The organism is Enterobacter sp. PP-008-ECC_S150, from assembly GCF_045257065.1.
In the GTDB taxonomy this organism is placed as follows: Bacteria; Pseudomonadota; Gammaproteobacteria; order Enterobacterales; family Enterobacteriaceae; genus Enterobacter; species Enterobacter chengduensis.
The window spans coordinates 108,565-123,278 of sequence record NZ_JBJHHG010000002.1; the positions used below are offsets into that span (position 1 = coordinate 108,565).

At 55.5% G+C, this 14,714-nt stretch carries 15 protein-coding genes; 3 read left to right on the top strand and 12 right to left on the bottom strand.

What is annotated here, in order from left to right; all coding sequences use genetic code 11:
- Window positions 1–42 precede the first annotated feature (42 nt).
- Together ACJBF3_RS03180 and tam are read left to right on the top strand one after the other, a co-directional pair.
- Entirely contained in the window at window positions 43–627 is a 585-nt protein-coding gene (locus tag ACJBF3_RS03180) for an NUDIX domain-containing protein (protein ID WP_045326266.1), read from the top strand.
- Between the two features lie 83 nt (window positions 628–710).
- Complete coding sequence (gene tam, locus ACJBF3_RS03185) at window positions 711–1,469, top strand: trans-aconitate 2-methyltransferase (RefSeq protein ID WP_045326611.1); 759 nt, start codon at window positions 711–713, stop codon at window positions 1,467–1,469.
- Window positions 1,470–1,475: 6 nt separating this feature from the next.
- Here tam and ACJBF3_RS03190 read toward each other — a convergent pair whose 3' ends face one another.
- The 7 genes from ACJBF3_RS03190 to ACJBF3_RS03220 all read right to left on the bottom strand — a co-directional run bounded on the left by ACJBF3_RS03190 (window position 1,476) and on the right by ACJBF3_RS03220 (window position 8,130).
- A complete protein-coding gene (locus tag ACJBF3_RS03190; RefSeq protein ID WP_045326264.1) occupies window positions 1,476–2,666 on the bottom strand; it encodes a cytochrome c biogenesis protein/redoxin in 1,191 nt (396 codons plus the stop codon).
- Window positions 2,667–2,805: 139 nt separating this feature from the next.
- The gene (locus ACJBF3_RS03195; protein ID WP_045326261.1) at window positions 2,806–4,104 is read right to left on the bottom strand and encodes a HAMP domain-containing sensor histidine kinase; all 1,299 of its coding nucleotides are present in this window, start codon (window positions 4,102–4,104) and stop codon (window positions 2,806–2,808) included.
- Entirely contained in the window at window positions 4,101–4,841 is a 741-nt protein-coding gene (locus ACJBF3_RS03200; RefSeq protein WP_045326258.1) for a response regulator, read from the bottom strand. The genes ACJBF3_RS03195 and ACJBF3_RS03200 overlap by 4 nt, the downstream gene beginning before the upstream one ends.
- Window positions 4,842–4,885: 44 nt before the next feature.
- Window positions 4,886–5,881 (bottom strand): alpha/beta fold hydrolase, encoded by a 996-nt coding sequence (locus ACJBF3_RS03205; protein ID WP_045326256.1) that lies wholly within the window; start codon window positions 5,879–5,881, stop codon window positions 4,886–4,888.
- A gap of 145 nt (window positions 5,882–6,026) precedes the next feature.
- The gene (locus ACJBF3_RS03210) at window positions 6,027–6,467 is read right to left on the bottom strand and encodes a GNAT family N-acetyltransferase (protein ID WP_045326253.1); all 441 of its coding nucleotides are present in this window, start codon (window positions 6,465–6,467) and stop codon (window positions 6,027–6,029) included.
- 113 nt (window positions 6,468–6,580) lie between these two features.
- Window positions 6,581–7,168, bottom strand: coding sequence for a hypothetical protein (locus ACJBF3_RS03215; RefSeq protein ID WP_045326252.1), 588 nt, complete (start codon window positions 7,166–7,168; stop codon window positions 6,581–6,583).
- Window positions 7,168–8,130 carry a hypothetical protein gene (locus ACJBF3_RS03220; RefSeq protein WP_045326249.1) on the bottom strand — a complete coding sequence of 321 codons (963 nt, stop codon included), beginning with the start codon at window positions 8,128–8,130 and terminating at the stop codon, window positions 7,168–7,170. Before ACJBF3_RS03220 ends, ACJBF3_RS03215 begins: the two co-directional genes overlap by 1 nt.
- A gap of 173 nt (window positions 8,131–8,303) precedes the next feature.
- On the opposite strand from ACJBF3_RS03220, the gene ACJBF3_RS03225 reads away from it, so the two are divergent.
- Entirely contained in the window at window positions 8,304–8,852 is a 549-nt protein-coding gene (locus ACJBF3_RS03225) for a GNAT family N-acetyltransferase (protein WP_406544714.1), read from the top strand.
- Here the strand turns inward: ACJBF3_RS03225 and ACJBF3_RS03230 are convergent.
- The 5 genes from ACJBF3_RS03230 to ACJBF3_RS03250 form a co-directional block, all read right to left on the bottom strand.
- A complete protein-coding gene (locus tag ACJBF3_RS03230) occupies window positions 8,840–9,754 on the bottom strand; it encodes a bestrophin family protein (RefSeq protein WP_045326244.1) in 915 nt (304 codons plus the stop codon). The genes ACJBF3_RS03225 and ACJBF3_RS03230 overlap by 13 nt on opposite strands.
- A gap of 200 nt (window positions 9,755–9,954) precedes the next feature.
- Window positions 9,955–11,406, bottom strand: coding sequence for a tagaturonate reductase (locus ACJBF3_RS03235; RefSeq protein ID WP_045326243.1), 1,452 nt, complete (start codon window positions 11,404–11,406; stop codon window positions 9,955–9,957).
- Between the two features lie 118 nt (window positions 11,407–11,524).
- A complete protein-coding gene (locus ACJBF3_RS03240) occupies window positions 11,525–12,052 on the bottom strand; it encodes a GNAT family N-acetyltransferase (RefSeq protein ID WP_045326241.1) in 528 nt (175 codons plus the stop codon).
- An 82-nt stretch (window positions 12,053–12,134) separates the two neighbouring features.
- Complete coding sequence (locus ACJBF3_RS03245) at window positions 12,135–13,100, bottom strand: sensor domain-containing diguanylate cyclase (protein ID WP_045326239.1); 966 nt, start codon at window positions 13,098–13,100, stop codon at window positions 12,135–12,137.
- Window positions 13,101–13,210: 110 nt separating this feature from the next.
- Window positions 13,211–14,659 (bottom strand): GGDEF domain-containing protein, encoded by a 1,449-nt coding sequence (locus ACJBF3_RS03250; RefSeq protein WP_045326237.1) that lies wholly within the window; start codon window positions 14,657–14,659, stop codon window positions 13,211–13,213.
- Between the last annotated feature and the right edge of the window lie 55 nt (window positions 14,660–14,714).

The window sequence follows — 14,714 nt, forward strand, 5'->3', positions numbered from 1 at the left end:
AATGCTGTTTATGATAATCACTCTACGTAAGGAGGAACAAACGTGCAATCAAAACGTGCAGATGTACGCATCATTGACAGTGAAATCCTGTCAGATAACTGGTATGTCCTGAAAAAATACACCTTCGACCAGCAGCGACGTGACGGTGAATGGCAGCGTCAGCACCGGGAAGTCTACGATCGTGGGAACGGCGCGACGATTCTGCTCTACAACCGTGATAAACAGACGGTTATCCTGACTCGCCAGTTCCGCTTCCCCGTCTTTATCAACGGGCATGAGGACGATTTAATTGAAGCCGCTGCGGGGCTGCTGGACAACATGGACCCCGAAAGCCGCATAAAAGCAGAAGCGGAAGAAGAGACGGGATTCCACGTTTCAAGCGTGCAGAAAATCTTTGAAGCCTATATGAGCCCGGGCTCCGTTACGGAAAAGCTCTATTTCTATCTTGCTGAGTACCAGCCGAAAGACAAAACCGGCGCAGGTGGCGGGATCAAGGCGGAAGGAGAAGATATCGACGTGCTGGAGATGACGCTTGATGAGGCCTTACGCGGTATTGAAACGGGCAAGATTGTCGACGGGAAGACCATCATGCTGCTATATCATGTTGCGCTGAAAGGCATTCTCTAGCCTGCCGCGCTCCGGACATCTGCCATCGTGCAGGTGTCTGCCTGTGCTATTCTTGCAGAAGCATGCAACACGGAGAACCGATGATGGCCGACTGGAACCCTTCTCTTTACCTGCAATACGGCGCGGAAAGAACGCGTCCTGCCGCTGAGCTGCTCGCCAGAGTTCCTCTGGATGAGGCCTCGACCATCGTCGATCTGGGCTGCGGGCCAGGAAACAGCACCGCGTTGTTGAAGCACCGCTGGCCGTCGGCACAGATCACCGGAGTTGATAACTCCCCTGCAATGCTTGATGAAGCACGCACCGCGTTACCTGACTGCCATTTTGTTGAGGCCGATATCCGCCAGTACAAGCCCGGCAAGCCGCTGAGCCTGATTTACGCCAACGCCTCGCTACAGTGGATACCAGACCATTACGATCTCCTGCCGCATCTTGTTTCTCTGCTGGCGCTGAATGGCGTATTAGCGATTCAGATGCCTGATAACTGGCTTGAACCGACTCACGTAGCGATGCGTGAAGTGGCGCTGGAACAAGACTACCCCGATCGCGGCCGGGAACCTCTGCCGGGCGTGCACGCCTATTACGACATTTTGTCGGAGGCCGGCTGTGAGGTGGATATCTGGCGGACAACGTATTTCCATAAAATGCGCTCCCACCAGGCCATTATTGACTGGGTCAGCGCCACCGGCTTGCGCCCGTGGCTTCAGGAACTGAATGAGAGCGAGCAGAAACGTTTCCTGAAACGCTACCATGAACTGCTGGAAGAGCAGTATCCGCTCCAGGAAAACGGGCAGATACTGCTACCTTTCCCGCGGCTGTTTATTGTGGCTCAGCGTCAGCCCTGAGCGGGGTCAGGAACGGGCCTCTTTGAGCAGCTGCTGGATAACCTTTTCCTGCTGCTCATAATCACCTTCGCCAAAAGCGGTATAGCGCAGCTGGCCTTTGGCATCGAAATAGTAATGCGCTGGCCAGTACTGGTTGCCGAATGCATTCCAGATTTGGTAGTTATTATCCGTCACCACCCGATACGGCAGCTGCCATTTATTGACCGCGTTTTTCACCGAGGCGAGCGGTTTTTCCCAGGGATATTCCGGCGTGTGAACGCCAATCACGACCAGCCCCTGCGGCTGGTACTTCGTGGCCCAGTCTCGCACATGCGGGAGCGTATGCTGGCAGTTGATGCAGTCCCAGGTCCAGAAATCAATCAGCACCACCTTCCCTCGCAGGGATTCAGACGTGACAGGGTCACCGTTTATCCACCCGGTTCCTCCGCTCAATGAGGGCAACTGGCTGCTGGGCTCTGTCACCACGACCGGCTGAAGCTTCACCGGCGCGTTCGTTGGTTTCACCAGCGTCAGAAGCCCGGTCTCCAGACGATCCGCGATGCCGTTTGCCCCTCTGAGGAGCGACGTCATCCCTGTGGCGTTGAGCACTACAGCTGCCAGCATCACCACGCCCGCCCCCTGCCGCAGCTTTTCCATCAGCGCCGATTTAGCTCTTAACGGCGCCATCAGCCTGCGGCCTCCTGAAACGAGCAGGCCCAGCATCAGCGCGCATCCGCTGCCGTAGGCGGCGAGCAGCGCGCCCGTCGCAATGGCGGAATGCCCTGCAATATTGATGCTGAATATCGCCCCCAGAATGGGCCCGGCGCAGGGAGACCAGAGCAGCCCGACCGCAAGCCCGGCCAGAAAAGCCGAGGCCATACCGCGCGTTTTGCCGCTTCGGGTGTTGAGGACATTTCCCGCACTGACGGCCGGGCCTGCAATGCGTTGGGCGAATGACGGAAACATTAAGGCCAGCGCGGCCACGGCGAGGATGATGAGGGCGAGCCAGCGTCCGACGAGGGTTGCCTCGGCGATCCATGCGCTGGCGACGGTGACGACCATCGCCACCAGGGTAAACATCACGATCATCCCCGCAAGCAGGGCCAGAATATGCCGTTTTTGCCCCTGAAAACCGGCGAACAGAAGCGGGATAACCGGGAGCGTACATGGACTGAGCAGGCTTATCATCCCGCCCAGAAAAGCGATTAACAGAAACATAGAAACCTCATGACAGAAGTCCTGCGACGCTGCAGTGAGACTATTTCATCGTGCGGATGTGTTCAGGATATGTGTAAAAGCGCGGATTTTGTCTGGCTCTGTATCATCCGGGCCGGAAGATACAAAGCCGTACAATTCGCTAACGGCGCGGCAGCGTAATGGCGACGTCGAGCCCGCCTCCGGCCCGGTTCACCAGGTTGAGCTTGCCGTCCAGCTGCGCGGTGAGCTGCGCGGCAATCGCCAGCCCGAGGCCGGTGCCGCCGGTATCGCGGTTGCGCGATGTTTCAACCCGGTAAAACGGCTGCAATACCGCCTCAAGCTCGGCCTCGGGGATCCCCGGTCCGCCGTCCGTAATGTGAATAATCACCTGTGCGGCAGATGAAGCATCAATAGTAATGACGGCATACTCACCGAACTTCAGGGCGTTATCCAGCAGGTTGGTCATCACCCGGCGAAGCGCCTGCGGGCGCGTAACGATCGGCAAGCGGACTTCGCCTGCCTGAAACTGCACGTTTTTACCGATGTCCTGATAGTCGCTGGCGATGCTGTTGACCCATGCGTTCAGCTCCAGCTTCAGGGGCGTCTCTTCCAGCGATTCTGATGACCGGGCATACGCAATACCCTCCCGCACCAGGCGCGACATGTTATCAAGGTCATTCATGAGCTTGTCGCGCAGTTCAGGCTGTTCGGCCATTTCTACCCGCAGCTTCATGCGGGTAATCGGCGTCTGGAGGTCGTGAGAAATGGAGGCCAGGATCTGCGCCCGCTCCTTAAGGTAAGACTGAATGCGTGCCTGCATGGCGTTGAACGCATGGGCTGCCCGCCTCACCTCGAGTGGCCCTTTCTCTGCCATTGGCGTATTGGCCCCCGGGTCGAGGGAGTCTACCGCGCGGGTAAATTGCGAAAACGGCCCCACGACCTGCCGCACGGCAAACCAGGCGCAGGCCGCGAGCAGCAGCAGCTGCAGGATGAGCACCACGGGCAGCCAGCTGGCGACCGGCGGCATGCGCGGGATCAGGTCAATGGTCAGCGGCGAGCCATCGCGTAGCGTAAGGTGCGCCTGGATGTGGGAAACGGCGCCGGGAACGGCGGTGAAGCTGAGCGGATACTCTGCCGCAAGCGTCGCTTTTAGGGTTCGGATAGCATCCTGCGAACGCGTATCCGTCGGCGCTGGGCCAGGCTCCCCCGTACCCAGAATATAGCGATAGTTACCCCGTTCCAGTCGCGACAGCCAGGCGGCGCGTTCGCTGGCCGGTAGTCGGTCTAAAATGGCGACGCTGGTTGCGACGTCGTTTTCCAGATTACCGAGCATCACCGTGCGGGCGCTGTGCATGCGTTCAATCATGACCAGCGTCAGGCTCAGGGCATTAGCCAGCAGCAGGCCGGAAAGCACCACAATCAGCAAACGGGCCAGCAGAGAACGCGGCCAGAACGTCATTCGTTGGCCTCTTTGATGATCACCGGCATGGTAAACACGTAGCCTTCGCTGCGCACGGTTTTGATGTAGGCGGGCGTGCGGGCATCTTCATTCAGGCGCTGGCGAACCCGGCTAACCAGCAGGTCGATAGAGCGTTCAAACAGCTCGGCGTCCCGTCCTTGCGTCAGGTTGAGCAGCTGATCGCGGGTCAGCACCCGCTGAGGATGATCGAGGAAAACGCGCAGCAGGCGATATTCCGCCCCGCTGAGCGCGACAATCATCCCTTCCGGATCGATTAAGTGCCGGGCGACGGTATCAAGTTGCCATTCACCGAACGACACCAGCCGCCCTGCTTCTGTCACCTGTAGATTGGGCGGCATCGTGCGAAAACGTCTCAAAATCGCTTTGATGCGCGCCAGCAGCTCGCGGGCGACAAACGGCTTCACCACGTAGTCATCCGCCCCCATCTCCAGGCCCAGGATCCTGTCCGTCTCCTCATTGCGCGCGGTGAGCATAAGAACAGGCAGATCTTTGTGTTTGCCGCTGCGCAGCTGCCGGCATAGCGTAAGGCCGTCATCGCCGGGCATCATAACGTCCAGCACCACCAGGTCGATATGCTGTTTATCCAGCACGACGCGCATCTCTTTGCCGTTGGCCGCCCCCGTCGCGCGATAACCAGACTTGCCAAGATAATCGACAATCAGTTCACGGATATCCCTGTCGTCATCGACGACAAGGATATGATCAATATGTTCCACCGAAATCTCCAGACCGAAGGGTAACGTATTGAAAATAGCACATTTCAGAGTTTGTCAGCGTCAATGACGGCCTTGACGAAATCCTGCGGATCTTCCTGAGGCGGATTGTGTCCTACGGTCGCCCCAAAGGTGCGGTGTTCATACTTACCGGTAAATTTACCCGCGTAGGCCTGCGGTGCCGGATGCGGCGCGCCGTTGTTTCCGCCTTCGATGGTGATCGTCGGTACGGTGATGTTCGGCAGGGTGGCGAGTTTTTTCTCGTAGCTGTCGTATTTGCGCTCGCCTTTCTCCAGCCCTAAGCGCCAGCGATAGTTACTGAGCGTCACCGCGACGTGATCCGGATTATCGAGGGATTTAGCGCTGGCGTTAAAGACCGCATCGCTGAATTTCCAGTCAGGCGAGGCCTGCGACCAGATTAAGCGCGCAAAGTCATGCGTGTTTTTGGCATAGCCTTGCGCACCGCGCTCGGTGGCGAAGTAGAACTGATACCACCACTGCTGCTCGGATTTGGGCGGCAAAGGCTGTTTGCCAATCTGCTGGCTGCTGATGAGGTAGCCGCTGACCGAGACGAGCGACTTCACGCGCTCTGGCCATAACGCCGCAACGATATCCGCCGTGCGGGCTCCCCAGTCATATCCTGCAAATACCGCCTGCCTGATATTGAGGGCATCCATCAGGTTCACCACATCTTTTGCCATGGCGGAAGGCTGGCCGTTGCGCGGCGTTTTTGCTGACAGGAAGCGCGTGGTGCCGTAGCCGCGCAGAGAAGGCACAATCACCCGGTAGCCTTTTGCCGCCAGTGCGGGCGCGACGTCAGCATAGCTGTGAATATCGTAGGGCCAGCCGTGCAGCAAAATAACCGGCTGGCCATTTTTCGGGCCGATGTCGACATAACCGACATTCAGATCGCCGGCGTTAATTTGCTGAGGATGATCGAAGGCCGCGGCGAAGCGGGTGCCGGTGACTTCGGCCTGACAGGACATCACGGTGCCAAGCGAAACGGTCAGTGCGAGGGTTGAGTAAGCGAGTTTGCTAAACATGCTGGTATCTCCGGTTGAGTACAATTCACGGGGATATAACAACACTGCAGTGTATAGCGAATATGTGCGAAAGCGGGTTTATTGCAAGCCTGTGTATGTATGTGGAACGCTGATACAGTGTGATACAAACACAGGCGGATTTGCCTCAAAGGGAGAGGCGATAGCGGACGTAATCGTCGGCTTCACAATATTTATCATACAGTTTGCGTGCCGGGTTGTTCTCCCGGGTGACCCAGTACAGTTTTGACCACCCTTCCCGCTTGCCTTCCTCTATCAGGGCATCGATGAGCGCCCTCCCGGCCCCCGTTCCCCGTTCGTCGGCATCGACAAACAGATCTTCAAGGTAGCAGATGGGCGCCGTTGACCAGGTGCCTTCGTGCAGTACGCACATGGCGAAACCGATGACCTTTTCGTCCTTCTCTACCACACGGCAGAACATCGACGATTGCGCTGAGAGCGCCCTTTCCCACGTTGATGCGGTGTCGGATTCCTCCAGAAAGCAGTCATAAAATTGGGTGTAGCCGTCCCACAGCGGTCGCCATTGGGAATAGTCGTCTTTGCATAGAGGTCGTACCGTAACAGCCATGTGTTCCTCACATTACAGAGTAATCGCCATTTCAAAACAGCGTAAATCAGCCCCGGCCATACGCGAGTGATGATAGTTTTCGCGCAGCGTCACAAATGTCATAACCTCCCCCTTTAACGGCTTTTTAGCCGCATTTCCCGTGCCGATCTGGCAAGACGCTGAGTACGACAATAGAGCGTAAACAGCACAAAGCCGCTGCTGTTCATCACCACCCGACAAAGTAACAGCGCGAAAGATGCAATGACGAGTGGCCAGAGGCTTCCATCATGAGAAAACAGGATATGTAGAACCTGAACGAGGGTCGTTATCAGCAGGATGATGAACAACGCCATAAAACCCGACAATCCCGACGTCTTCCCGCGAGCCAGCAGTACGCTTGTCATAATGAGCGCACCTGTCATCGTCAATGATGGTAAGAAAAAGCTCAATGCATGATGTAAAGGTGACAAACCCTGCAACGTACTGAGAAAAGGCAAAAGGTTTAGCGCAAACGCCACTAAAAACAGAGGTAACAGCATAGCTACCGGGTAAGGATTTTGACGCGGAAGCTCACTGAGGGGGCGCGAAAAGTACCGTTCCAACTCGGGAGTGGAATTATCCAGAAGGCGAGTATCACGACGAGCAATAGCCTCCTCTATATCTTTACCATGATGCAGGAGATCCTGGAAAACCCGTCCGGTTAACAAACTCAAAAACTTCATCAGAATACCGCCAGTGACTGAATGGTACCGATAATGTATTTACCGGTCCGTGGTAAATTACTGGGCGCTGCAATAACGCCGCTCACCGCACTTCCTGCCAATGCTGCGGCACTTGTTACCACTTGCCCAAGTTGTCGAGTGAGTTCTACCTGAACCGGCCCGGTTGGAAAGCGTTTCGGATAAAGACCCGCGCGGATAAGAGCCTTGATTTCTTTGTTGCTTATACCTGGGTTTTGCGCGCGAATTATCAATTCGGTCAAACGAGCTCGATCCTGACGAGGATAATTTTTTAACCATTCTGTAGCTTTCAAGGAAGATATGGATTTCATTGCACGCCAGGTGGTAACGGCTTCTTTTAATGCCCCTCCTGCACTTGCTAACGAAATTACATCCAGTGATGTGGAGGTGGCGACGTACCATTCTTGCGTATCGAGCCATGCAACATTTCCTCCACCGTTTTCAACCAGATCATAAATACGATAAAGACCGTTAACACATTGTAATCCGGTAGCGAGAGTACCAGCGTAGCCGATAGCCACTAAAACACCACTGCCTCCGGCGGTAAGAGGTGTTGCAGCCGTGCCTGCAAGCATTACACCTCCAGTAATGATCATCGCCCCACAGGATAGTACAGTCGACGCTAGCTCAGTACCCATGGATGTCGATGTCACAGCGTCAGTCAATGATTTACCTACGCTGGAGGTGGATGGCTGCGAGTTCGCTTTCGTGACAATTACGTGGGTTACAATGCCACTTTGACCATTAGGATGACGCTGCCCAGAGCGAACCAGGTAGCGTTGAGTACCATCAGAATAAATGATACCGGCCTGAGCAAATTCGCGATTACAGTCCATGGCGGAACCCAGTGCTTTGAAATCGAAATCTGCCGCCCCTAAACCTGTCATTCGCGCATAATCATAACCGGGTAGATTTGTCTCAGGATTCATTCCAGGCAAAACCATACATTATTCCTTATGTGGGTGGGTAAGTTAACCTAACTAATCTGACAATTGAGTACCCTGCAGAGCAAAATTTTTGTAGTAAATACGTTACAACGCAACTAAATAGAATGTGGTAGAAATGAAAATACCAGAACGCAAATAAAAGCATAACGCCTAAATATGGAGATTCGCGCATGACAATTCCGACGTTGACGACAGAACGCCTGCTGCTAAAACCGCTGGTTGCGGAAGATGCCATCCAGATACAGAAGCTGTATCCACGCTGGGAGATTGTGCGTTATATGGTCTCTTCCGTGCCCTGGCCCTACCCGGATAACGGCGCGGAAAACTATGTCAACAACGTGGCGCTGCCGGATATGGCAAAAGGGATTGCCTGGTTCTGGAGTATCCGCCGCCGCGAGGTGCCGGATGAACTGATGGGCATTATTTGCCTGTACGACGTCGAGGATAACAACCGTGGTTTCTGGCTGGCCCCTGAGTTTCAGGGCAAAGGATATATGCGTGAAGCCAGCATTGCCGCAACGGATTACTGGTTCAACACGCTAAAAAAACCCGTATTACGTGCCCCGAAGGCTGCCGCAAACGGCCGCTCGCGTCGTATTTCGGACAGCAGCGGCATGCGGCTTATCAGGACGGAGAAGAAAGCGTACGTCAGCGGCATCCTGGATTCAGAACTGTGGGAGATCACCCGCGACGAGTGGAACGCCCGTCAGGTCAGCTGATAGTGCTTATCCGGCATCAGTCGTTCCGGAATGTTCTCTTCATCGTTCATCTGCAGCAGATCGCGTTCCATCATGTTGCAGATGGCATCCAGCGGTAAATCGTTATTCTCCGTCCCAAACGGGTCCTCCAGCTCTTCCGCCAGCGTGTCCAGGGAGATAAAGGTATAGGAGATTAACGCGGAGACAAACGGCGTCATGTAGTGCAGATCCACAACCAGCGCGAACGGCAGCATGATGCAGAACAGATACACCGTGCGGTGCAAAATCAGCGTATAGGCAAACGGCACCGGCGTTGTCGCAATGCGTTCGCATCCGGAAAGGACGATCGACATATCGTTCAGACGGTTGTTCAGGCTGTGAAACAGGATGTCGGATAGCTGCCCATTACGCCGCCGTACGGCCAGCCACTCCCCCATGATCAGCAAGATACGGTTCGCCGGTGAGTTAGCGTCCATGACTTTACGTAAATCATCCGCAGCAAGATAGCGAGAAAGTTGCTCAGCGTTCAGCTCCCGGCGCAGGGTCATGCGCAGGCAGTTGGCAAAAGCAATCTGCAGGCGGACGAATTCGCCCAGATGCTTATCGTCAGGCAGGGTATTTTTTACCTCGCGAAACAGCGAGCGTGCCGCTATCATCAACTGCCCCCATAGCAGGCGAGCCTCAACGTAGCGTGCATAGCAGGCGTTGTTCCTGAAGCCCAAAAAGATGGCGATCGCCACGCCGAGAATGCTGAATGGCGCCACGGTAAATTTGATGCCCAGCGAGGTATACCAGGGCAGCATCAGGATTACGGCGATAGAAAGCAGGAAGTTGAGCAACAGTCGGGTATAGATTTTAGGAAGTACCGAACCGTGCCAGACAAAAATCAGTTGGAGCCAGTGCTGTTTAGGACGAACAATCATAGTGAGTTTCAGGAAATGAAAGCGCTCGGCTATTAAACGTGATCCCCCTCACGGTTGCAAGCATGTTAACGAAACATTGAATTTTCTCACCTGCAAGGCAATGACCGCACGGTGCTGCATCTTTTTTTTCAAACACGGCAAATAGTATGTTGTAACTAAAATGAAGGGTGTTTAAACCCGGCCGAAGCCGGGTGACGTCATTAGCAAAGCGGTTTCACCGCAGCGCGCATCCCCTTCAGCAGAATGGCATCGAGGTCCAGCGTGACCTGATCGACAAGACCGGAGACCTGCGTCAGATCCTGTTCCCAGTGCTCGCTCACGCTCAGTACAGCCTGCACCAGGTCACGGGTACTTAACTGCCGATCCCGGTGCTGCGCCCAAAGCTGCTGATAACGTTCCAGCCAGAATGCATCATCCTGCACCGGATAGTTTTCCCCGTTACGCTCCGCGCGATAAAACGCGATGAGCGCCGCTAAGGCAAACGTCAGACGCGCAGGGAGTTGTCCGCTTGCCTTCTGCCCTGCCAGCAGCTGCGGCAGAATGCGGGTACGGTATTTAGTCATGCCGTTGAGCGCAATAGAAAGCAGCTGGTGACGGATGTAGGGATTACGAAAACGCCCTGTTACCGCACGGGCAAAAGATTCCAGCTCGTCGCGCGGCAGATCGAGCACCGGAATGATTTCCTGATAAATCGCTTTTTCGACAAACGCGCAGATCTCCGCATCGTTCATCGCCTCGCCCACCGTATCCAGACCCGCCTGGAAAGCCACCGGCACCAGCGCGGTGTGCGCACCGTTCAGGATGGCGACTTTACGCGCTTTGTAGGGCTTGATGTCGTCGACAATCAGCACGTTTAACGGATACCGATCGAGACGAAGTTCCTGAGAAAGGGATGCAGGCCCCTGGATAACGAACAGATAGAAATGTTCAGCCGTGTCCAGGAACCCGTCGCGATAACCCAGCTCAGCCTCCAGCGCGGCCGCTTCGTCGCGCGGGAAGCCGGTCACAATACGGTCGACCAGGGTTGAGCAGAACGTGTTGGCCTGATTAAGCCACTCGATGAAAGCGGCGGGTAACGCCCACTCCTGCGCATAGCGTAAGACCAGCTCGCGCAGGGCGTCACCGTTATAGTCAATCAGTTCGCACGGAATGATGATCCAGCCTTTGTCAGCCGCACCGTTGAAGTAGCTAAAGCGCTCATACAGCAGCCGCGTCAGCTTCGCCGGGTAGCTCACCGCTGGCGCATCGTCGAATTTGTCATCCGCATGATAGCTGATGCCCGCTTCGGTGGTGTTGGAGAAAACAAAGCGCATTTCCGGATTGTGGGCCAGCGCCAGAAATACGTCATAGTCGTCATAAACGCTGATTTCCCGGTTAACGGAGCGAATAAGGCGGGCGTCACTCACCGTCTCGCCCTGCTCGTTCAGGCCACGAATAATCGTCGTGTACAACCCGTCCTGCGTACTCAGCGACGGCGGGAAGTCGCTCTTAATCGGACGGACAACAACCACGCCAGCGTTCAGGTCGGTATGTTCATTTAGCAGGTCGATTTGCCAGTCGATGAAGGCACGCAGGAAATTGCCTTCACCAAACTGAATGATGCGTTCGGGGTACTGAGCACCGGGAAAATCATGACGGTTGAGCGTGTTCACAAGGGGGTTCCTTTTATGATTAGTCATACAGCCTGATAAGATTGGTACGATAACTTATCAAAACTTAACGACCAGAAACCCTGTTTCGATCAATCCGCCGCACGGTTGTGCAAAATAATTATAAGAACTTATAAAACACGGACGTGGCGGTCATGACACCGTCCGGCATCAGGGCATAGCGAGGGATCTCCCCCACCTTTTGCCAGCCGGCACGCTGGTAGAAGGTCTCGGCGCCGCTGCCGGTGGCGGTATCGAGCACCAGAACGGAAATATTTCTGGCCCTGGCCTCAGCTTCCAGCGCTTCCATCAGTGCCATCGCGGCCCCTTTTCGGCGCGCGTTCTCGTGAACCAACAGCTTGGCCACATCGGCTCTGTGCGGCTGGTTTTCCGGCTGGTCCGTAATGAGCTGCACCGTTCCGATGACGCCATCCTGCGCATCAACGCAGGCAAACACGAGGCGTTCACCTCGCGCTACGCTTTCCGCGATGCCGCGCCAGAAAATGCGGGCCTTTTCCAGGGTATAAGGGAGCATAAAGCTGACGGACGCGCCGCCGTTTACGCAGTTTTCGAGGATCCCGGCCAGCGCATCAAGATGGGCGAGGATTGCTTCCCCGGTGAGGGTTTTGATTTGCAGTGAGGTATTCATTGTTTTTCCTTACGTTGAACACACTCACTTTGTATTTAACAACTTATTAACGCAAGCGGATCGGACATAGGCTTTCGTTATGTCACCGGGCGCGGTGGCGCTGCTGCTTCATGGCGTACATTTTTTCATCCGCGTCTTTTAACCACTGCTGCAGGTCGTTGCCGTTATGATCAAACTCGCTTAATCCCCACGAGAACAACAGCGACCAGGGGTGCAGCTTGCGTGCATTATAGTTTTCGACCTGCTCGGCGAGATACTGCATGGCAATCCAGGCGCCCTTCTCATCCGTGTCCGCAAACAGGACGGCGAACTCATCCCCGCCAAAACGCACCAGCAGATCCGCTTCACGGAAAGAGGTGCGCATCAGCTGCGCCATGGCCTTCAGCGCCTTATCCCCCTCTTCATGCCCGTAGCGATCGTTGATCTCCTTAAAGCGATCCAAATCCAGCCAGCCGAGCGTGAGCGGCTCAGCCCGGCGTCGGGCAACCGAAAGCGTGAACCGCACGAGTTGGTTAAAGCCGCGGCGGTTGAATAAGCCGGTTAATTCATCCGTCGTCGCCGCGCTGATGGCGGCAAACTCATCTTCAGCCAGCGCGCCCAGATCGCCCAGAACGGCGAGATCCGCCGCGGAAAATTCCCTGGGCGAGTAGTCAATCAGGCAGAGCGAGCCTACGCTTGCGCCGTCGCGCAGGCGCAGCGGGAATCCCGCGTAAAAACGCACCCGAGGCTCACCGGCCACCAGCGGGTTATCCGCAAAACGATCGTCCTGAAGCATATCCCCCACCACCAGCGGCGCTGCGGTAAGGATCGTATGTCCACAAAATGAGATATTACGCGGAACGGAACCGGGTGACTGACCATCAGCCGACTTAACGATGAGCGAATGCTCATCAATGAGATTGACCATCGCCAGCGGTACCTTGAAGAAGCGTTTTGCCAGGCGCGTTAAGCGGTCAAACGCCGGGGAACTGTCGATCTCAAGCAGACCTGATTCGCGCAGCGAGTTGAGTCTTTCTGTTTCATTTTCAGGGGTTGCAGGTGCTTTCATAATGTCTCCTGACGTAAAGCCTTACTAAAAGCGTAGCTTAAACAGAGACATTGTCAGTGTCCGAACATCCTGTTAAGCCGCTTATGATTCACGTCAATGCCTTATGACACTTAACGCAGCGAAGTTTCACTCCCGGAGGGGGCGCCAATTGGCTCGTCCGATACCCGGGCGCTGGTACGATTTCGACCCGCTTTTTTGGAACGATAGAGCTGATCGTCCGCCTCGGCCATGAGCTTGTTAAAGATCTCGGTCAACTGCCACGGCTCGGCCTTGCCACTTCCGAGGCCAATACTGACCGTCAGAGAGAGCGTTTGCTGCCGCCAGGTAAAGGGATGGCTGGCAACGGTCGCGCGGATACGCTCAGCCAGTTCGTAACCGTGCTGCGCATCGCCAGAGTTCACCACCACCGCAAACTCTTCTCCGCCCATCCGCGCGACCATACCGTCTTCGCCAACAACCTCCTGAACCTGTCGGGCAAACGACGCCAGCACGCGGTCGCCGCACTCGTGGCCGTAGTTATCGTTAATGCTTTTAAAGTAATCAATATCCAGCAGCATGACGGTCAGAAAACGGCAGTGTCGGTACGTCTCTTCCTGTTTTAACGCCTCATAGAGCCCGGAACGCGAATAGACGTGCGTGAGAAAATCATAATCCGCCCTCAGTGAAACCTGGCGGATGAGAGAATTAATGGCGGCCATGCTGACGGAGACCATCACCGGACATATCGCCATCGTGGCAATGCCCAGCCGGACTGAAAACATCATTGGCGTCGTAAACGGCGTCGCCACGGCAATATTAATAATCGCGTTGGCGACAAGAATGATTTCAGTCGCGCCGGTAATAAACGTCAGCAGACAGGTCGCGGGCAATGAGTAGCGAACCGCACACCAGATAAGCGCCGGTAGCGGAAAACAGAGGCTGCCCGCGCCGCCGATCGCCACCGACGCGGCCACCGAGACGATCAGCGCAATCACCGGCAGCAGTTTCTCCAGACGTAACCTGAGCGCGTCCCCGGGCATACGCAACGTGAGCATACAGGGCACTACCAGCACGCCGGTTGAGAACTGTTCGCTAAACCAGTCGGCAAACAGCGGCCAGAAGGTATGACTGTCAATCCCGACCGAGCCCAGCGCGCCGAGCAAGGCGCACAGCAGCGCGGCAATCAGGCAGTAGTTAAACAGGCGTAATGCATTAAGCGGATCGGGGGTTTTCTTCATCAGCCGCCTGTCACGCTGAACCAGTACGGCCACGACGACGATAAAGACCATATTAGACAGGTTGATCACCACGGAGGCGATACCCCAGCTCGTCGTCACCGCGTCGTACAGCAGCATGGCGACGCAGGATACCGCGTAGTAATGCAGGCGATTCAGGTAAACATAGCGGGCAAAGATCCCTGCCATTACGCCATTCAGTGGCCAGAACAGCGACAATGCCTCCACGAGACGTAATTCTGCGCCCACAAAATAAAATACGGTGGTGAGAATAAAGATCGTCGCGGCATTACGCAGCGGCGTGTCGGGCTGGAACGGCCTGAAAGCGGTAAGAGCAGATCGCATCAAATATCATTCCATATGATGGCTTATGGCAATATTGCGGTCGTCAGCATGATCG

Bases quoted from the DNA above. Each gene is read 5' to 3' on its own strand.
- tam (WP_045326611.1), top strand. From the start codon at position 711: ATGGCCGACTGGAACCCTTCTCTTTACCTGCAATACGGCGCGGAAAGA.
- ACJBF3_RS03190 (WP_045326264.1), bottom strand. From the start codon at position 2,666: ATGTTTCTGTTAATCGCTTTTCTGGGCGGGATGATAAGCCTGCTCAGT.
- ACJBF3_RS03195 (WP_045326261.1), bottom strand. From the start codon at position 4,104: ATGACGTTCTGGCCGCGTTCTCTGCTGGCCCGTTTGCTGATTGTGGTG.
- ACJBF3_RS03205 (WP_045326256.1), bottom strand. From the start codon at position 5,881: ATGTTTAGCAAACTCGCTTACTCAACCCTCGCACTGACCGTTTCGCTT.
- ACJBF3_RS03210 (WP_045326253.1), bottom strand. From the start codon at position 6,467: ATGGCTGTTACGGTACGACCTCTATGCAAAGACGACTATTCCCAATGG.
- ACJBF3_RS03215 (WP_045326252.1), bottom strand. From the start codon at position 7,168: ATGAAGTTTTTGAGTTTGTTAACCGGACGGGTTTTCCAGGATCTCCTG.
- ACJBF3_RS03220 (WP_045326249.1), bottom strand. From the start codon at position 8,130: ATGGTTTTGCCTGGAATGAATCCTGAGACAAATCTACCCGGTTATGAT.
- ACJBF3_RS03225 (WP_406544714.1), top strand. From the start codon at position 8,304: ATGACAATTCCGACGTTGACGACAGAACGCCTGCTGCTAAAACCGCTG.
- ACJBF3_RS03230 (WP_045326244.1), bottom strand. From the start codon at position 9,754: ATGATTGTTCGTCCTAAACAGCACTGGCTCCAACTGATTTTTGTCTGG.
- ACJBF3_RS03240 (WP_045326241.1), bottom strand. From the start codon at position 12,052: ATGAATACCTCACTGCAAATCAAAACCCTCACCGGGGAAGCAATCCTC.
- ACJBF3_RS03245 (WP_045326239.1), bottom strand. From the start codon at position 13,100: ATGAAAGCACCTGCAACCCCTGAAAATGAAACAGAAAGACTCAACTCG.
- ACJBF3_RS03250 (WP_045326237.1), bottom strand. From the start codon at position 14,659: ATGCGATCTGCTCTTACCGCTTTCAGGCCGTTCCAGCCCGACACGCCG.